This is a genomic window from Streptomyces sp. NPDC002676 (assembly GCF_053592455.1).
On sequence record NZ_JBSFVT010000009.1, the window covers coordinates 20,706 to 39,339 of the forward strand.

Consider the following 18,634-nt stretch of genomic DNA (forward strand, 5'->3'; position numbering starts at 1 on the left):
TCATGGGCGGTTCGTGGAGTGGCCGTCGTCTCCGGCCGGACCGCTCGCCGTGGTGTCGAGAATGAACCGCGCCACGGCCTCCGGCGCGTCGTGCATCGGCAGGTGGCCGCACCCCGCCAGGACGTGCGGCACGGTCCCCGCCGGAAGCTCGTCGAGGAACCGCGCCTGTCCCGCGCGCAGGACCACGTCCCGGGAGCCGAACGCGAGCCGCACCGGGACGCCGATCTCCCGTCCGCCGGTGAACCGCGTCGCGCTGACGGCCCGCCAGGTAGCTTCGAAGCCGCGGGCGCCGGCCATGTCCTGGGCCGCGGTCCTCGCGTCCCGGTACGGCACCCGGGCCGGACGGCCGTAAATGCCCGCGAGCAGCGCCGTCCGCGTCGGCGCCGTACGCAGCAGGGGCGCCGCCGGTCCGGCCAGCCACGGCGCGGCCAGCCGGCACGAGCGCAGCAGCAGCCGGGTGGTCCACGGGGTGCGGTCCTGCCACAGGCCCGCCGGGGACAGCAGGCTCAGGGTGCGGACCCGGCCGGCCAGGGCCAGTTCCAGGCCCACCCAGCCGCCGAGCGAGTTGCCGGCGATGTGCGCGGTCGCGATGTCCTGCGTGTCGAGGAAGCGGGCGACGGCCCCGGCGAGCGCCCGTGCGGTGGGCCGGACGGGCGACGGCAGTTCGGGACTGCCGCCGAAGCCGGGCAGATCGACGGCGAGGACCTCGTGCCGGGCGGTGAGCAGCCCGGCCACCGGTTCCCAGCACCTCCTGCCGCTGCCGATGCCGTGCAGCAGCAGGAGGGGTTCGCCGGAGCCGTGCCGGGAGTGGGCCAGGACCGGGGCCGGCCGGGGTGCCGCGGCGGTCATGCCGCCGCCCGGTCGTGGGCGGCCACCGCCCGGTCGGCCAGGTGCGCGGCGGCTCCGAGGTAGTGGGCCGGGTCGAGGAGGTCGCTCAGCTGCTCCGGGCTGAGACGGCGGGTGACCTCCGGGTCGGCCGCGAGGACCGTGCCGAGGTCCGTGCCGCGCCGGGCCGCCTCGTGCGAGGCGCCCGTCAGCAGAGCCCTCGCCTCGCCCTTGCCCAGCAGCGGGGTGAGCACTGCGGCGACGCGTTCGGAGACGATCTGGCCGCCGGTCAGGCCGAGGTTGGCGCGCATGCGGTCGGCGTGGACGGTGAGGCCGGCCAGGAGTTCCGCAGTGGAGTGCGCCGCGCCGCCGGCCAGCCGCAGGCACTCGCGCAGCGGCTGCCACTCCGCGTGCCAGGCGCCGCCGGAGCGCTCGTCCTCCGCGAGCATCGTGCCGAACAGCCCGGCGGCGAGGTGCGGTACCTGGAGCGCGGCCGAGCGCACGAGGGTGGCGAGCACCGGGTTCCGTTTGTGCGGCATGGCCGAGGACGCGCCCCGACCGGCCACGGCGGGTTCGGTGACCTCGCCGACCTCGGTACGGGCCAGCGACTGGACGTCGACCGCGATCTTGCCCAAGGCGGAGGTGAGGAAGGCGCACACCGCTCCCGTGTCGGCGACGGGCGTACGCAGCACATGCCAGGGCAGCACGGCCGGGGCCAGGCCGGTCTCCCGCGCGTACTCCTCCACCAGGCGGTCGGCGTAATCGCCCGCGGCGGACGCCGGGGTGGCGCCGTCGTGGCCGTGGCCGGCGTGCTCCAGGTAGCCGGCGAGCGTTCCGGCGGCGCCGCCCAGCTGTACGGGCAGGGCGGCGGCCAGGTCGTCCACGCGGCGCCGGGCCTCGGTCACCAGGTGCAGCCAGCCGGCGGCCTTCAGCCCGAAGGTGGTGGGCACGGCGTGCAGGGTCAGGGTGCGGCCGGCCATGGGGGTGGCACGGTGGGTGCGGGCCAGGGTGTCCAGGGCGGCCGCGCACCGGTCGAGGTCGGCGCGGATCAGGCCGGCGGCCCTCCGTACGACCAGCATGGTGGCCGTGTCCAGGATGTCCTGGCTGGTGGAGCCGCGGTGCACGTACTCGGCGGCGGCCGGGTCGTGGGCGGCGACCACGGCGGTCAGGGCCTTGACGAGTCCGACGACCGGGTTGGCCGTCTCCCGGGCCGCGCGGGCCAGCGCGACGAGGTCGAGCCGCTCGGGGCGGGCCGCCTCCCCGATGGCCCGCGCGGCCTCCTCCGGTACGGTGCCCAGCCGCGCCTGGGCTCGGACCAGCGCGGTCTCGGCCTCGACCATGGCCCCCAGCCACGCAGCGTCGGACACCGCCGCCTCCACGGGCGTACCCGCCCGCACCGGGGAGAGCAGTCCGGAGTCCGCCCCGGCCTCCGCAGGGGCCGGTACGGCAGGTGACGGAGCCGTCGGCTCCGGGGTGAGGGGGGCTCGGGGCGTCACGTCGAGCATGGGTATCCTCCTGCGATCGTGGTCGGGACCGCTGGTCATGAACGAGGCGGCGAGACCGGGTGGCCGGTCAGGCGGCTGTCTGCCGGGAAGTGCCGTGATCGTCCAGCACCTCCCGCAGCGCGGCTTGGGCGATGGCGTCGGAGTCGGTCAGGGTGACCGAGTTGACGCCGGGACGGATGCCCGCCGCGGTGACCCAGTGGACCGACTCGGTGGGCACACCGAAGGCGAACCGGCGTGGATGGGGCTGCCGGGAGGCGTCGAGGACCTGGAAGGGGCGGGGCGTGACCGCGAGCCCCTCGGTGTAGGTCCAGGTGCCGTCGTGGGTGGCGATCCGGTGCGTGGTGCACTGGCCGCTGTCCAGCAGGTGCCGCAGCAGCGGATCCTCGGTGCGGTTCAGCGAGATGTCGGGCAGCCGGGCCTCGATCAGCACCTCGGCGCTGACCCGGGAGCCGGGCACCGACGGCGAGTGGGCGTGGAAGCCGTCACGGTCGACGCCGACGTGCAGGCCGGGACCGACGATGTGCAGCACACCGGCCTCGATCAGCGCGGCCATCTCCTCGATCCGGGACGCGGGCGGCCCGATCGAGAGGAACGCGTTGAGCGGCGTGTACCAGCGGTCCAGGTGCTCGCGGTGGGAGTCGCCGTGCAGCCCGCCGTGGTCGACGACCAGCCGGATCTCGTTGCGCAGGTCCCGCAGCACGTCCAGCGCGGCCTTCAGCGGTCCGCTCACGTTGCCCCGGCGGGCCTCGGTGATGTCCTCGCGCAGATGATCGAGGAGCCAGGCGGTGAAGTCCCCGGGGCCGCCGAACTCCTGGTTGCCGTGGGGGTGGGCGATCCGGTCCCAGTCCCAGCGGTCCTTCTCCCCGAACTCGTATACGTCGAGTACGGCCTGCTCCGCGGGCGTGCCCGGCAGCGCGTCCAGGAAGTCCCGCTGGAACGCCTCGGCGCGGTCGGCCCGGCCGTTCGCGACCAGCAGCGTCCGGTAGTAGACGGTCTCGACCTCCTTGGCGACCAGCGGCCACACGTCCCGCAGGAAGTCGGTGCCGTGCGAGGAGCGCAGCCCGTCGATGACGGCGGGGGTGAGCAGCAGCGGCTCGTGCCGACCGTGCGGCCCCTTCTCGTTGTCGCCGCGCGCCTGGTAGGGCACTCCGCGCCGGGAACCCGCGTACAGACGGGGCTCGCGGCCGGAGGGCACATAGGCCAGACGTCCACGGTCGCGGGTGAAGGTGCCGCCGCGGCCGGTCGTGAGGAGCGCCATGTAGTCGAAGAAGTTCAGCCCGAGGCCCCGCAGCAGGACCGGCCGGCCGGGCCGGACGACGTCGAGGTCGACGTCAGCGGGGTTGGCCGGGGCGATGAGGGTATGGCCGTGGTCCTGGGCGAGCCGCACGAACTGCTCCTCCGCGGCCGTGGGCCGGGCCGGCAGGTGTCCCTGGGCCAGGACGACCGCGTCGAGCTGTTCCAGCAGGGTTCCGTCGTCGAGGGTGACGGTCTGGTGGGGCGGGCGTCCTGGAGCCCGGGTGCCCGTCCCGTCGTCCAGGGCGACGGCGCGGGCCTGGTGCGTGGTGACGGTCACGCACTCCGGCGCCCCCGCGACCGTACGGTCGAAGGCCCAGCGCAGGTAGTGGCCGTAGAAGGCCCGGGTGGGGTAGGTGTCCGGCCCGAGCGCCCTGGCCTCGGCGAGGACGGCGTCGGGGTAGTGCCCGGGAATGTCGCCGGCGACCAGGGCCTCGGCCCAGCCGTGCAGGCTGGGGCCCGGTTCCAGGGGGCCGACCAGATCGACGCTCTCGTCGGTGAACACCGAGATCTGCCCGGCCACCGTGTTCATCAGCAGGTGCGAGGACTGATCGGTGCGCCAGACCTGGCCGGCGCCGGGGGCCTGCGGGTCGACGACGTGGATGCGCAGGGCGGTGCCGGGGGTGGCGGAGCGGGCGGCGGCGCAGAGCCGCTCGACCACGGAGAGCCCCCGCGGTCCCGCTCCGATCACGCACACGGTGTGCTGTTTGGTGGTCATGTCTGCTTTCCGTCCTGGCGGATGCGGGACTGGATACGGAATTCGGTGCGGGGCCGGGGGCGGGAGGTCCGGCGGCCGGAGCCGGAGCCGGAGCCGGAGACGGAGCCAGAGCCGGTCGGCCGGGGCAGGGCGACGGCCGCGACCATGCGGCTGCCCACGACCGCGCAGCGGCCCTCGCTGCCGGGCACCGGGCCGCGCACGACGCGCAGCCGGACCGGTTCGCCCGGTGCCTGCCCGGCCGGCGGCTCGTCCCACTCCAACTCCACGGACTGGAACAACAGGCCCCGCTGGGCGTCGGACGGCAGAGCCTTGTAGAGGGCCTCCTTGACGCAGAACAGCCGGAGCAGGGCGCGGGCCGGGTCGGCCGCCGCGGCCAGGCGGCGGCGCTCGCCCGGGGTGCACACGTAGTGCACGGCGGTCAGCAGCTCCTCGCCCGTCTCCAGGGGTTCGATGTCGATGCCGAATCCGGTGCCGTGGTCGGGTCCGGTCACGCACAGGGCGACCCGGTTGGTGTGGCTGAGCGAGCCGGACACCCCGGACGGCCAGCGCGGCGCCCCCCGGGCGTCGGCGCTCAGCCAGCGGGGCGTGCCGGTCAGCGCCGCGGTGGCGCGGGCCGCGGCAAGCCGGCCCGCGGTGAAGGTCGCGCGGCGCAGCGGCGCGGTGTAGCCGCGCAGCAGCTCCCGGGCAGGCGCCGGCAGCTCGGCGAAGTCCAGCTCGCCGGTGTGGGCCTGGGCCGCGATGACCGGGGGCTCGAACAGGGCCGCGACCGCGGCCAGGTCGACGGGCTCCGGGGTGTCGACCGCCGGCGCCGGGCCCGGGAGCCGCGCGCTCACCGTGATGCCCCGATCTGCGGCCGGGTCAGGCGGGCGACCGCATTGTGCACGACGAGCCGGCCGGTGCGCCCGGCGTACGTCATGATCGACTCGGGGTGGAACTGGACCGCGGCGAACTGGTGTTGCGGTGCCTCGACGGCCATCGCGACCAGGCCGTCCTCGGTGGCGGCCGTGACCCGCAGGCTCTCGGGCAGCTCGGCCGGGTCGGCGTAGAGCGAGTGGTAGCGGCCCACGGTGAAGTTCTTGGGCAGCCCGTCGAGCAGCAGGGAGTCCGCCTCGGTGCGCCGGACCCGGGACGGCTTTCCGTGGACGGGTTCGGGCAGGACGCCGAGGGTGCCGCCGAGGTACTCGACGATGCCCTGAAGGCCCAGGCAGACACCGAACACCGGGATACCGAGCCGCTCGGCCTCGGCGAGCGTGGCCCCGACGGCGAAGTCGGACGGGGTGCCCGGGCCCGGGGAGAGCACGACCAGGTCCGGCCGCTGCTCGGCCAGCAGCTCCAGATGGCCGCCGCTGCGATAGGTGCCGACGTCGGCGCCGGTCTCGCGCAGATAGCCGGCCAGGCAGTGCACGAAGGAGTCGCGGTGGTCGACCAGCAGGATCCGCCGCCCGGAACCGGGCCGTTCGTCGACCGTGAGCCGGGGCGGCCGGGCCGCGGGCACGGCAGGCTCGTCCAGGACGGCGAGCAGCGCCTTCGCCTTCAGCTCGGTCTCCAGCTCCTCGTCCTCGGGCGTCGAGTCGTGCAGCAGGGTCGCGCCCGCGCGGACCGTGGCCACGCCGTCGTGCACGTGGATGGTGCGCAGGGTGAGGACGGTGTCCAGGCCGCCGTCGAATCCGATACGGCCCACCGCCCCGCCGTACCAGCGGCGCGGGGAGCGCTCGTTGCCTTCGATGAACTCGATCGCCGACAGCTTGGGCGCCCCCGTGACGGTGACCGCCCACAGGTGGGCGAGGAAGGCGTCCAGGGCGTCCCGGTCGGGCCGCAGCACCCCTTCGACCCGGTCGACGGTGTGGATCAGGGTGGAGTAGGTCTCGATCCGGCGCCGCGCGGTGACCCGCACGCTGCCGGGCAGGCAGACCCGGGACTTGTCGTTGCGGTCGACGTCCGTGCACATGGTCAGCTCGTGCTCGTCCTTTGACGAGTTGAGCAGGGTACGGATGCGTTCGGCGTCCTCCAGCGCGTCCCGGCCGCGCGCGATGGTGCCGCTGATCGGGGAGGACTCGACCAGCGCCGTCGGCCCGCCGGGTCCGGTCCGCGGGGTGACCCGGACGAACATCTCCGGCGAGGCCCCGACCAGGTACTCGCCCTCGGCGAGGTTCATCAGCAGGCTGTGCGGGGCCGGGTTGTGCTCGCGCAGGGCGCGGAACAGCTGCGCGGGGGTGCGGTGGACGAGGCGGTGGAAGGACTGGCTGGGCACCACCTCGAACAGGTCGCCGGAGCGGAAGAGCGGCCGTGCCGTCTCCACGACCCGCGCGTACTCGCCGGGCGCGTGGTCACGGTCCGGGGCGTGGGTGGCGGGTACGAACGGTAAGGAGGGCGTCGTACGGTCCAGGCCGTCGGTGCGGGAGGCGCCGACGCGGAACTCGTAGTCGTGCCGCACCGCCTCGTCGCTCGCCAGGTCGAGCTCGTACACGGCATCGGGCAGGTGCAGCACCATGTCGCGGTCGCCGGGCGAGCGTCGCTGGCGCAGCGGTACCGGGTCCACCTGGAAGATCAGGTCGTAGCCGAAGGCGCCGTACAGGCCGAGCAGCGGATCGTCGGGGATGGCCAGGCCCTGGACCACGGACCGGATCGCGGCGAACACGCCGACCTGGCGGGTGCGGTCCTCCTCCGCGAAGGTGCCGTCCGGCATGCCGCCGCGCACCCGCAGGGTGTCGCCGTCCGCCTCGGCTCGGCCAGTGGGTCCGACCGCGGCGGAGAACAGGGCCAGCAGGGTGGGGAGCAGGACGCGGCCTCGCTCGTTGAGGGCGGTGGCCTGTATCTCCTGTCCGGTCGCGGTGATCTCCACCGGCGGGTCGATGTAGCCGATGATCCGGCCGGGGCCGCGGAAGAGCAGCATGCCGCGGCGTTCGTCGAGAACGTCCTCCAGGGCGGCGCGGGTGGCGGCGGCGCCGCCGAGGTGCTCGGTGGTGCGGGCGACCTCGACTCCGACAGGTGTCGTCCACCGCCCGGGCGGGGCTGCCAGGCCGATATACGGCCGGGTGGATTCCAGCAGGGGCATGCGCCAAATTCCTTTCTCGGCCCCGGTGGTGTTCCGGGGCTGGGAAGTGGTCGGCCCGCGCGTCAGGGGCGGCCCGGGAACGGAGTTGTCGTGGCCCGGTCGGAAACACGGGCCAGCGGCGCCGGAACGGTCAGGCGCCGGTGGTCCATACGAAGTCGGCGCGGCCGGAGCGCACATGGGCCCAGCCCTGGCTCAGCTCGGCCGGGCGGCACACGTACGCGGTGCAGGTCCCCGCCGCCGTCAGCCGTTCGGTGAACGCCGATCGGGCCGTGCGGTCGGCGGCCGGCTGCTGCGCACCGGGTGCCACGGCGACGATGTCGAGCGGGACGGACCGGGCGAGCGCGCTGAGCGCGGTGACCGCGCGGGCCACGGGCTCCTCGGCCGGTGCGGGTGCCTCGACGAGCACCCCGAGGGCGGCCTCCGGCCACTCTGCCCGCAGCTTCCGCAGCTGCTCCCCGGCGGCCTGTACGGCCTCGTCGTCGGCGGTCGCCGCGACCAGCAGGGGCCCGCCGTGCCCGGCGGGGGGCCGTGCTCCGGGTGCGAGGAGCAGAGCGTCGCCGGGACCGGCGGGCCGGTCGGACGGCACCACCGCGGGGACCGGGCCCTCAGGCAGGGCGGTCACCCCCTCGCCGATCTTGGCCAGTTGGGGATCCAGCCGCAGCAGGACGTCGGCGGACGACTGCCCGGTGCGGGTGAGCAACCGCAGCATCAGCGTCGCCGGGTCCAGCGTGTGGTGCTCCTCGGGGTGCGTCCACATCCGCATACTGGCCCAGGCGGCCTGCTGTACGGACTCCACGATGGGCCGGCGGGTGGCCTCGTAGGCGGCGAGCGTCGCGTCGAGGTCGTCGCCGTCGGCGTGCTCGGCGAGCCGCCGGGCGAGTTCGACGGCGTCCTCCAACGCCATGGTGGTGCCCGAGCCGACCGAGAAGTGCGCAGTGTGGACGGCGTCGCCGAGGCCCACCACACGGCCGGCGGACCAGCGGGCGCTGGTGATCTGGGGGAACTCCAGCCAGCGCGAGCCGTTGCCGAGCAGCCGGGCACCGGCGAGGTGCTCGGCGAACACCTCGGCGCAGAACTCCATGGCCTGCTCGTCGTTCCAGCCCGGGGGCCGGGTGTGGCCCTCGGTGAACCCCGCCCGCTCCCAGGTCCGTTCGCCGAGCTCGACCAGGAATGTCGAACGGTCAGGGCCGTAGGGGTAGACGTGGGCGCCCAGCGGGCCGTGGGGGCTGTCCGCGAACAGGAAGGTCATCGCGTCGAAGGCGCGGTCCACGGCGAACCAGGCGTAGCGGTTGCGGGCCGGGGTGACGCGGGCCCCGAACTCTGTGGCGAGGGCCGTCCGGGTGCGGCTGCCGGCACCGTCGGCGGCGACCACGAGGTCGTAGCGCCCGACCAGGTCGGCCGCGTCCACCTCGGTGTTGAAGTGCAGCCGGGCGCCCGCCTGCTCCGCCAGCCCGTGCAGCGCGGTCAGCAGGGCGCGCCGTTCCACGGCGGCGAAGCCGTGGCCCGAGGAGCGCACGGACTCGCCGTCCCGGCGCACCTCCACGTCGTCCCAGCGGGCGCCGCGGTCCAGCAGGGCGGCCACCACGTCGGGGGCGGTACGCCGCAGCCGGGCCAGGCTGAAGCGGGAGAAGACCACACCGAAGCCGTACGTGGCACCGGCCGGACTGCGTTCGAAGACGTCGACCTCGTGGCCGCCGAGGCGGCGCAGCAGCAGGGCCAGCATGAGCCCGCCGGGGCCGGCGCCGATGCATGCGACTCTCATGGCGCTCACACTCCCCGGTCCCCGGGAGGCATCGGGGCGGCCCCCGGCATCCCGTCGGCGAAACGCTCCCGCAGCTGGCGGCGGAGGATCTTGCCCGCGGCACTGCGCGGGATCTCGGAGACGAATTCGATGCGCGCCGGCCGCTTGTAGCTGGCGAGTTCGCTGGCGCAGGCCTTCAGCAGACCCGCCGCGGACACGTCCTCGCCCTCGGCGACGACGAACGCCACCGGCACCTCGCCCCACTCCTCCGAGGGGGCGCCCACGACGGCCGCGTCGGCGACGCCGCGCTGGGCACCGAGGACCCGCTCGATCTCGGCGGGGTAGACGTTCTGGCCGCCGCGGATGAGGACGTCGTTGATCCGGTCGACCAGGTAGAGGTAGCCGTCGGCGTCCGCGTAGCCGAGGTCGCCGGTGCGCAGCCAGCCGTCGCGCAGGGTGGACTCGGTGGCCGCGTGGTTGTTCCAGTAGCCGTTCATCATGCCGTCGCCACGGACGCAGATCTCGCCGATCTCCCCGGCCGGCAGCGCCTTGCCGTTCTTGTCCTGGACCTCGATGTGGCAGCCGGGCAGCATCCGGCCGGCCGACCGCAGGCGCAGTTCCCGGGCGGCGGCGTCGGCACCGTGGTCCTCGGCCCCGCCGAAGACGACCGTGGCGATCGGCCCGCCGCCCTCGGTGATGCCGTAGATGCCGCGGAACGGGCAGGGGAAGCGGTCCAGGGCCTCGCGCAGCAGCTCCTCCGGCATGGGGGCGCCGCCGAACATGACGTCGACGAGGGTGGACAGGTCGGTGGTGTCGAACGCCTTGGTGCGCAGCGCGAAGCGGACCATGGACGGCACCAGGAAGGCGCGGGTCGCGCCGCGCCCGGCGGCCTCGGCGAGGAACCGCTGCGGGGCGAACTCCCTTTGCAGCACCAGGGTTCCGCCGGCCGCGAGCAGGGCCAGACCGATCACCATGGAGCCGTGGAACAGCGGGCACGGGTTGAGCATGACGTCGTCCGCCGTGAACCGGGCCTCGGCGGCCAGCGCCGTGTAGCAGGCCGACACGGAACGGTGGGTGACGGCGACGCCCTTGGCCCGGCCGGTGGTGGCCGAGGTGTGCAGGATCGCGAAGAGGTCGTCCTGCCGCGGCAGCGGCAGCGGCCGTCGGGCGGTGGCGAGCAGCTCCTCGTACGCGGGGCTGTCCAGGGCGATGCGCCAGCTGTCGCCGAACGCGTCGCCGAGCCGGTCCAGGACCCCCTGTTCGGCGATCACGCCGCGCGGCGCGGAGTTGGCGACGACGTGCTCGACCTCCGGGGCCGGGAAGGAGTGGTTGACGGGGCAGACGATCACCCCGGCCTTGCCGGCCGCGATGTACAGCTCCAGTACCTCGACACGGTTGGGCGAGCTGACCACCAGCCGTTCACCGGGCGTGAACCCGCGGTCCAGCAGACCGGCGGCCAACGCGTCGGTGCGCTCGTCGAGTTCGCGCCAGGTGAGCGAGATCCGCTCGTCGGCGACCGCGATGGCGTCGGGCCGCTGGCCGGCATGCCGCCGGACGAAGTGGGCCATCCACATCAGAGGGCCTCGTTCGCGGAGTGGGAGCGCGCGGTGAGCACCTGGTCGATGCCCTCGATGGTGTGCAGCGCGGTGAGTTCGTCGTCGTCGAGCGGACTGCCGGTGCGCTCCTCGATGGCGAGGGCGAGCCGGATCAGGTCGCCGGAGTTGAGTCCGGCCGTGGTCAGGTCGTCGTCCTTGCCGATGCCGTCAAGGAGTTCGGGCAGGTCAACGAACTCCAGCAGGAGCGCGTGGCCCGGGGTGAGCTGGTCGGACATGGGTCTTCCCCTCGGGTTTCGAATGGGCGTTTCGCTGGTGCGCGGTTGAGGCCGGCGGGGCCCCGGTGGCTGTGAGGCCCCGCCGGGAGAAGGGGTTGTGATGCCGGCCGGATCAGCGGTCGACGTCGGTGGGCGTGCGCCCGGCGGGCACGGCGGTGCCCTCACCGGCGAGCGCGGAGGCCGGGGCGTCCTCGCCCTCGCTCAGGCCGTAGCGCTCGTAGATCCGGGCCAGCGGGCGCGGCGCCCACCAGTTGTAGCGGCCGGCCATCCGCATGAAGGCCGGTACCAGCACGCCCCGGACGAGCGTGGCGTCCATCAGCACGGCCAGGGCGAGACCGAGGCCGAGCAGCTTCATGTACGTGATGCCGGAGACCAGGAAGGAGATGAAGACCAGGGCGATCAGCGCGGCAGCGGCGGTGACCAGGCCACCGGTGCGCTGCAGGCCCAGGGCGACGGCGCGGGTGTTGTCGCCGGTGCGGTCGTACTCCTCCTTGATGCGCGACAGCAGGAAGACCTCGTAGTCCATGGAGAGGCCGAAAGCCACGCAGAACATCATGATCGGAGTGGTGGCGACGATGCCTCCGGTGACGGTGAAGTCGCCGGTCAGCCACTTGAGGTTGCCGTCCTGGAAGACCCAGACCATGGCGCCGAAGGTGGCGGTGAGGCTGAGCAGGTTGAGCACGAAGGCCTTCACCGGCATCAGCACACTGCCCGTCATCAGGAACAGCAGCACGAACGTGGAGACGGCGATCAGCAGCAGGCTCCACGGCATGCGGTCGGTCAGCGAGTTCATGGTGTCCTTGAAGGCGGCGGCGGTGCCCGCGACCTTCACATCGAACGGCGCCTTCGCCTCCCGGACGTCGTCCACCAGGTGCTGGCCGGCGCTGCTGTAGGAGCCGACCTCCGGGATCACCGACAGCCAGGTGCCCTCGCCCTTGGCGTAGCGCTCGTTGATCGCGCCGGCCGGCGCGATCTGCTTGCCGTCGCTGTAGGAGCCGGTCACCGCGTCGACACGGGCGACGTGGTCGAGCTTCGACAGCTGTTCGGCGTAGGCCCCGACGCGCGCGTCACGGGTGGCGGCGTCGCCGGCGTGCTCGGCGACGACCATGAGCGGTTCCATCTCGCGGGCCGAGTAGTCCTCGACCAGGACGGTGCCCACCTGGTGGGCCTCGGCGTCCTTGGGCAGGGTGCGCTCGTCGGCGAGGTTGAGATGGATGTTGAGGAACGGCGAGCCGAGCAGCAGCAGAATCGCGATGACGCCGGTGGCCATCGGCAGCGGACGGCGCATGACCAGGGTGGCGAGCCGGTGCCAGAAGCCGCTCTCGACGTTCTGTTCGGCCTTCTTGCGGTTCCAGGACCACTTGTTGATGCGGGTGCCGATGACGGCGAGCAGCGCGGGCAGCAGCACCAGCGCGGCGAGCACCGCGAAGGCGACGACCGCGATGCCGGCGTAGGCGAAGGAGCGGAGGAAGTACATCGGGAACAGCAGCAGCGCGGACAGCGACAGCGCCACGGTGATCGCCGAGTACAGCACGGTACGTCCGGCGGTGCGCAGGCTGGTGGCTATGGCGTCGTTGACTGCGGCACCCTTGCGCAGTTCCTCCCGGTACCTGCTGACCACGAACAAGCTGTAGTCGATGCCGAGGCCGAGGCCCAGGCCGGTGGTGAGGTTCATCGCGAACACCGACACGTCGGTCAGCTCGACCAGCACCCGCAGCACCGCGAGGGCGCCGATGATGGCGACGATACCGACGGCCAGCGGCAGCAGGGCGGCGATCACCCCGCGGAAGATGAAGACCAGCAGGATCAGGGTCAGCGGCAGCACCAGGCTCTCGGCGAGCGCCAGATCCTTCTGGGTCTGCTCGTTCATCTCGCGGTAGGCCTCGGCCCGGCCGCCGAACTTGACCTGGAGGCCCTCGAAGCCGTCCTTGTAGTGCGGGCGCAGCTTGGCGAGGTGGTCGTCGACCTGGTCCTCGTTGCCCTTGAGGTGGGCGAGGAGGAGGACGGAGTCGGACTTCTTGGCGCGCAGCGAGGGGGCCTTGTCCAGCGTCCAGTAGGAGGCGGCCTCCTCGACACCCTCCTCGGCCGCGAGCTTCTTGGTCAGTTCGGCGCCCTTGGCGGCGGTGGCGGGGTCGTCGGGGCCCTTCGGCGTCTTCACGAGCAGGACGAGGTTGGGCTCACCGGTGCCGAAGCGCTCGCCGAGGATCTTGTTCGCCTGCGTCGAAGGCGCGTCGGGTACCTCGTAACCACCGGAGGACAGCTTGGCGTTGACCGCGCCACCGAGTCCTCCGGCCACGACGCAGAACAGCAGTCCTAGCCAGAGCACCAGCTTTCGGCGGCCGGTCGCCAGAGCGGCCAGCTTGTTGAACATACATTTCCTCCATGAAGCCCCGCTGGGGGGATGCGTCCGCCCGTTGATCAGGCGGGGGTACGGGGGGCGGGGAGTTGGCGGCAGTCGACGCGGACATGTCCGCCGGTGGGGCAGTGGTGGTCGGCCAGCGAGTCGTCGACGGACCGGTCCCAGGCCAGGAGCCGGTTGTGCACCGAACCTCGGGTGAAGTCGGCGAACTCGGGGTGGGTGGTCTGATGACGGGAGCCGAGGTAAGCCAGCACCGGGTCCAGGGGGAGCCAGCGGCCCTCCTCGAACACCTCGGTCCAGGCGTGCTCGACCCCGACCAGGCCGAGCAGGAATCCACGGCGGGTACGGGCGCGCAGTCCCGCTTCCTCGGCCCACTGCTGCATCTGCCAGGCGGCGACGACGCAGTCCACGGTGCGGTGCGCGATCGCGGTGGCGGGGCGGGCCCGGAGCGATTCGGGCACCCAGCCGTACTGGTACTCGCCGGAGACCAACCGGTCGAGCAGGTCGTCGTGGATGCGGCGGACCGCCTCGGTGTGTGGGGTGTCCCGATGGCCGCGGGTGGTGACCGTGGCCAGCATCGAGCCGGGCTGTCCGTCGCCCCGGGACCATTCGGTCAGCTGCCCCTCGAACAGTCCGGGCGAGGGAGCGGCCGGCTCCGCGGTGGCGGTGCAGCCGGGGGCCGAGCAGGTGGCGGTGAGCCGGATCCGGGTGACGCGCTCGGTCAGCCATTGGTCGGGCGTGCCGGCGGCCAGCCGCATGCACTGGCGTTCGCCCAGCTCGGCCAGGGAGCGGCCGGCGCGGGACTGGAGCCCGAGGTTCATCACGTCGTGGTAGTCGTAGCGGAGGCCGTCCGGGGTGTTCTCGGCCGGGAAGCCGGCGCCTACCAGGTGTTCCAGGAGGTCCCCGTCGATGCCGAGCTCGCGGGCCGCCTCCTCGTGGGGGAGTTGGGGGGAGCGGAACGCCTCGGGGACGGCGACGAGACGTTCCACCGCCGGGAGCCAGCTCAGCCAGAGTTCCTCGGCGGTGGTGCCCCGGCGCGACGCAGCCGTGGTCATCGCTCCTCCCCTGCGGACGCCAGCACCGGCAGGTCACCGGCGGCCAGCAGGCGCTTGACCTCCAGCCGCTTGACCTTCCAGGTGGCCGTGTGCGGGATGTCGTCCCACCGGCACTGCACGGGCGGCGCGAGTTCCGGCAGCCCGGCGACCGCGCGCTTCCAGGCGGCGAGGTCCAGTGGGGCGTCGCCGCGGGTGACCACGAGCGGGATCGCGGGACCCTCGTCCATGGGGATGATCACTGCCTCGGTGAGCTGCGGCAGGCTTTCGAGGATGTCGTCCTCGGCCGCCAGCAGGCTCTCCATGCCGCTGCCCCGGTCCACGATCCGGTCGTACAGGTGCAGACAGCCGCGATCGCTCATCAGGCCGTAGTCACCCATGGCCCACCAGCCGTCGACCCGCTGGTCGTCAGCGCCCAGATAGCTGGGGGTGATTCCGGAGGAGCGGGCGAAGATCTGGCCGGGGGTGCCCTTGCGGGCCCGGTTGCCGTCGTCGTCGAGGACCCGGATCCTGGTTTGCCCGGGGAGGGGCCGGCCGACGCAACGACCGTCCTCGCAACGGCTCTTCAGCCGGTGCGACTTGACGGTCACCGGTCCGGTCTCGGTCTGGCCGTACGCCTGGAGGTAGCGGGCGCCCGGCCGGGCCGCGGTCAGCAGGGTGCGGATGGTGCGGGGGTGGGCGGCATCGAAGGAGCTGACGAACAGCCTTACCTGTGCGAGGAGTTCGGGCTGCTCCTCGGCCACCTCCTCCCAGCGGATGAAGGCGTTCGGCACGGTCTCCACAACGCCCGGCCGTACCGCGGCGAGCAGCTCGGCCGCGTTCTGCGGCGCCGGGTCGGTGAGGAAGCCGAGCGGCAGACCGAGCGCGAGGACGGCCAGCATCCCGGACATGCAGCGGGCGTGCACCGGCGACATGCACATCAGGTACGGGTCGCGCACGCGCAGGGCCCGGCCGATGAGGACCTGAGGGCGGGCGTGGCCGGCGAAGCTGTGCACGGAGTGCAGCACCAGCTTGGGCACCCCGGTGGTGCCCGAACTGTGGGTGACCAGCGTCGGGGTGTCCTCGCGCGGCACCTCGGCGGCCGGGACCGCACCGCGCTCCGCGTCGAGCAGGGAGGACCCGTGCTCGCCGCGCGGGCCGACGTACCAGCGCGGGATGCCGGTGTCGACATGGTCCAGCACTCCGGCCGCCTCCGTCACGGCGTCGGTGAAAACGGCTGCCGGGGCGGCCCGCTCCGTCATGACGCCGAGCGGCTGGCTGCCGACGGCCGAGTGGACCAGCACCGGTACGGCGCCGATCCGGGCGCAGGCGAAGGCCAGCAGGGTGATGTCGAAGTTGGGCTGCTTGACGATCATGATGCGTTGACCCGCCGTGACGCCGGCCCCGGCTAGCAGGGCAGCGGCCTGCTCGACCAGGTCCGCGAAGGTGGCGTAGTCGAACGCCCGGCCCGCGTCCGGGAACAGGTCGAGGACCCGGTCGAGGCGGATGGGCACCGAGCCGTGGCGGCGGGCGGCCTCGGCCGGTGCGGTGGCCAGCGCGAGCCGGCGGTTCACGCGGGCCATCACACGCCTTCCGTGGAAGCGTCGGCCCGGCGGCCGAGGTGGTCGACGACGTGGGCCAGCAGCGCGTCGTAGGACGAGAACGCCTCCGTCGGCTCGTCCAGGTCCCAGGCGAGGCCGAAGCCGTCCTCGATGTCGGCGAGCAGGCGTATGAAGCCCGCCGAGGTGAGCCCCAGGTTCCACAGTGACGCCGCACGGGCCGCGGGGTCGTCCAGCGGCAGCGGAGCGCCGACCGCGTTCTCCAGCAGGCCGCGCAGCTGCTCCGCGACCGTCGTGCTGTCGTACATGTCTCCTCCAGTGACGGCCCGCGGTGGAACGCAGGCTCGGGGTCTTGTGACGGGCCGGATCAGACGGCGACCGGGTGGACGACCCGCTCGGAGCCGCTGTTCTCCTCGAAGCCGCGCAGGGTGCGCAGGTAGTAGAGGAGGTACTCGGCCACCTCGTCCTGTCCGAGGGGCGCATAGGACGCGTCGTCGCCGCAGACGGCGGCGGTGTGGGAGAGGTCGAAGCGCTTGTCGTAGCGCAGGTAGGAGCGGTAGAAGTCCATGCCGCCGTCGAGGGCCTCGTCGATCGCCGTGAAGCTGTCGCGGTCGTCCACCCACATCGGTTCGCGCAGGCCGATCAGCTCGAAGACCTTGGTGACCAGATCGTGGACCGTTATTCCCCCGGAGTTGCCGAGGTGGAAGTAGGTCTCCGGCGAGTCGGACAGGGCGATGGCGACCGCGTTGCGGGCGACGATGTCGACCGGGACGAGGTTGACGAGGGTGTCGGGCTCGGCCAGCAGCCGGACCCGGGCGTGCGACAGGTAGGTGCCGAGCTTGCGGGAGGCCATCTTCTTGAAGATCAGCACCTGGCGGGCGAAGCCGTACAGGCCCGACCAGTTCAGTCCGTGCCGGTTGGCGCTGTGGCCGATGACGACGGTGGGCCGCATGATGCGCACCCGCATGTGCTCGGCGGCCTCCGCGACGAGTGCCTCGCCCTGCATCTTGGTCTGCTCGTAGCAGTTGTTGGCCAGCGACTGGTCCGTCACCGGACCCTCGGCGATCCGGCCGGTGCTCGAGCCGGCGACGTAGGCGGTGCTGACGTGGTTGAAGGTGCGGGCGCCCAGCTTGCGGGCCAGGTCGAGGACGTTGGCGGTGCCCTGGACGTTCTGCTCCTCGATCTCGGTGCGGTACTCCTCCTCGTAGCGCAGCGAGGCGGCGCAGTGCCAGACCTCGTCGACGGCCGGCAGCACGGTGAGGTCGACGCCGCAGCCGTCGGCGGTCATGTCGCCGTGCACGGCCTTGGTCCGGCGCAGGATCTCCGGGCGCAGGTCGGACCGGCCGTAGCCGTCCGCCATGCCCGTGAGCACGTCGTGCAGGCGCGACGTTGCCTCCGCGTCGTCCTTGCCGCGGACCAGTGCGATGACGGGCTCGTCGGTCTTGTCGAGCAGTTCCAGGACGATGGCCCCGCCGACGAAGCCCGTGGCCCCGGTCAACAGACGTGTTGTCATGGGTGTTTGTCTCCAGCGTCGCGATGTGGTGTGCGTCGATCGGGTGCTGCTGTGACGCAGCGGGATGCGTTGTGGTGGGCGGGCGGTGCGGGGGCCGGCGGGTCCGGGATCGCCGGACCCGGGTCTCGCCCCGTGCTGCCCGTCCCTGCTAGGCGGCGCCGCCGACGGTGGCGGCGCGTCGCGCCTCCAGCTCATGCGCGAACTCGGAGACGGCCTTCTGGAAGCCCTGCGGGTCGTCGAAGAACGGCACGTGGCCGGCGTGCTTGAGGGTGATCGCCCGGCTGTCCGGGATCCGCGCGAGGGCGTCCTCGGTGACGGACTCGCTCCAGGCGAAGTCGCCGTCGCCGTTGATGATCAGCGTGGGGGCGGTGATGCGGCCGAGCGCCTCGGGGTCGTCCTCGATCTCCAGGGAGGCGATCAGGTTCTCCCGGATGGAGCTGACGGAGAGCAGGCTCAGGAAGTTGTCCTTCAGCGCCAGGTAGGCGGCGGTGCCCCCCTGGTGGATCATCTGGTCCGGGAAGACCAGCGGGTAGAGGTGGTTGAACAGCTGCTGGGTGCCACCGGATTCGAGGCTGGCCAGCCAGGAGCGGCTGATCAGCTTGCGGCGCAGGGAGCCGTTGGGCGAGAACGCCGGGCCCACCAGCACCAGACCGGCCACCCGCTCCGGGTACTTCAGGGCGAACTCACGGGCGATGAGCGTCGAGATCGAGGTGCCGACGAGGTAGGTCTGCTCGATGCCAAGGTGGTCCAGCAGCGCGCGCAGGTCCTCGACGTGGTCCATGAACGAGACCGGCTCCGGGCCCGGGTTGGAGGCCCCCTGGTTGCGCAGGTCGTAGTGGACGAGCCGGAAGTCGTCGGCCAGCGCGGTGGTGAAGTTCCGCCAGATCGGGCTGACGATGTAGAAGTTGTTCAGCAGGGTCACCGCCGGGCCCTCTCCGCTGTCCTCGTAGTACAGCTCGCCGCCGCCGGGCAGAGCGAGCGCCGAGTGGTTGAGGTAGCGGACGTCGAGCTGGCCGAACTGCTGGTCCGTCATGGGGTCTCCTTGGCTGTTTCGTTCGGTCGTGCGACGGGAAGCGATTCGGGCGGGCAGCCGTCGCCGGTGTCCAGACTCGGCCAGCCCGTTCAACACCCGCGCAAGGAGCGTCCAAGGGTGGGAAAGAGGGCTGGTCAAGGTGGGTTTACAGGGAGGCCGGCGGGGGCTTGT

14 protein-coding genes are annotated in these 18,634 nt (G+C 72.9%); all 14 read right to left on the reverse strand.

What is annotated here, in order from left to right:
• Complete coding sequence (locus ACWD3E_RS24485; RefSeq protein WP_451389694.1) at nucleotides 1–849, reverse strand: alpha/beta fold hydrolase; 849 nt, start codon at nucleotides 847–849, stop codon at nucleotides 1–3.
• Nucleotides 846–2,330, reverse strand: a complete 1,485-nt coding sequence (gene pcaB / locus ACWD3E_RS24490) for a 3-carboxy-cis,cis-muconate cycloisomerase (RefSeq protein WP_451389695.1) — start codon at nucleotides 2,328–2,330, stop codon at nucleotides 846–848. Before pcaB ends, ACWD3E_RS24485 begins: the two co-directional genes overlap by 4 nt.
• A 67-nt stretch (nucleotides 2,331–2,397) precedes the next feature.
• Entirely contained in the window at nucleotides 2,398–4,341 is a 1,944-nt protein-coding gene (locus ACWD3E_RS24495; protein WP_451389696.1) for an FAD/NAD(P)-binding protein, read from the reverse strand.
• Complete coding sequence (locus ACWD3E_RS24500) at nucleotides 4,338–5,174, reverse strand: 4'-phosphopantetheinyl transferase superfamily protein (RefSeq protein WP_451389697.1); 837 nt, start codon at nucleotides 5,172–5,174, stop codon at nucleotides 4,338–4,340. The genes ACWD3E_RS24495 and ACWD3E_RS24500 overlap by 4 nt, the downstream gene beginning before the upstream one ends.
• Nucleotides 5,171–7,396: an anthranilate synthase component I gene (locus ACWD3E_RS24505; RefSeq protein WP_451389698.1), complete on the reverse strand. Its 2,226-nt coding sequence runs from the start codon at nucleotides 7,394–7,396 to the stop codon at nucleotides 5,171–5,173. Before ACWD3E_RS24505 ends, ACWD3E_RS24500 begins: the two co-directional genes overlap by 4 nt.
• Before the next feature lie 130 nt (nucleotides 7,397–7,526).
• Complete coding sequence (locus ACWD3E_RS24510) at nucleotides 7,527–9,158, reverse strand: FAD-dependent monooxygenase (RefSeq protein ID WP_451389699.1); 1,632 nt, start codon at nucleotides 9,156–9,158, stop codon at nucleotides 7,527–7,529.
• 5 nt (nucleotides 9,159–9,163) lie between these two features.
• Nucleotides 9,164–10,705, reverse strand: a complete 1,542-nt coding sequence (locus ACWD3E_RS24515) for a class I adenylate-forming enzyme family protein (protein WP_451389700.1) — start codon at nucleotides 10,703–10,705, stop codon at nucleotides 9,164–9,166.
• A gap of 5 nt (nucleotides 10,706–10,710) precedes the next feature.
• Nucleotides 10,711–10,968, reverse strand: a complete 258-nt coding sequence (locus ACWD3E_RS24520) for a phosphopantetheine-binding protein (RefSeq protein ID WP_451389701.1) — start codon at nucleotides 10,966–10,968, stop codon at nucleotides 10,711–10,713.
• Between the two features lie 112 nt (nucleotides 10,969–11,080).
• The gene (locus tag ACWD3E_RS24525) at nucleotides 11,081–13,339 is read right to left on the reverse strand and encodes an MMPL family transporter (protein WP_451389702.1); all 2,259 of its coding nucleotides are present in this window, start codon (nucleotides 13,337–13,339) and stop codon (nucleotides 11,081–11,083) included.
• A 47-nt stretch (nucleotides 13,340–13,386) separates the two neighbouring features.
• Entirely contained in the window at nucleotides 13,387–14,382 is a 996-nt protein-coding gene (locus tag ACWD3E_RS24530; protein ID WP_451389703.1) for a transglutaminase domain-containing protein, read from the reverse strand.
• Nucleotides 14,379–15,941, reverse strand: coding sequence for a class I adenylate-forming enzyme family protein (locus ACWD3E_RS24535; protein WP_451389704.1), 1,563 nt, complete (start codon nucleotides 15,939–15,941; stop codon nucleotides 14,379–14,381). Before ACWD3E_RS24535 ends, ACWD3E_RS24530 begins: the two co-directional genes overlap by 4 nt.
• Nucleotides 15,941–16,225, reverse strand: a complete 285-nt coding sequence (locus ACWD3E_RS24540) for a hypothetical protein (protein ID WP_451389705.1) — start codon at nucleotides 16,223–16,225, stop codon at nucleotides 15,941–15,943. The genes ACWD3E_RS24535 and ACWD3E_RS24540 overlap by 1 nt, the downstream gene beginning before the upstream one ends.
• A gap of 59 nt (nucleotides 16,226–16,284) precedes the next feature.
• Nucleotides 16,285–17,430 (reverse strand): SDR family oxidoreductase, encoded by a 1,146-nt coding sequence (locus ACWD3E_RS24545; protein WP_451389706.1) that lies wholly within the window; start codon nucleotides 17,428–17,430, stop codon nucleotides 16,285–16,287.
• A 148-nt stretch (nucleotides 17,431–17,578) separates the two neighbouring features.
• On the reverse strand, nucleotides 17,579–18,463 hold the full coding sequence (locus ACWD3E_RS24550) for an alpha/beta fold hydrolase (RefSeq protein ID WP_451389707.1): 885 nt from the start codon (nucleotides 18,461–18,463) through the stop codon (nucleotides 17,579–17,581).
• Between the last annotated feature and the right edge of the window lie 171 nt (nucleotides 18,464–18,634).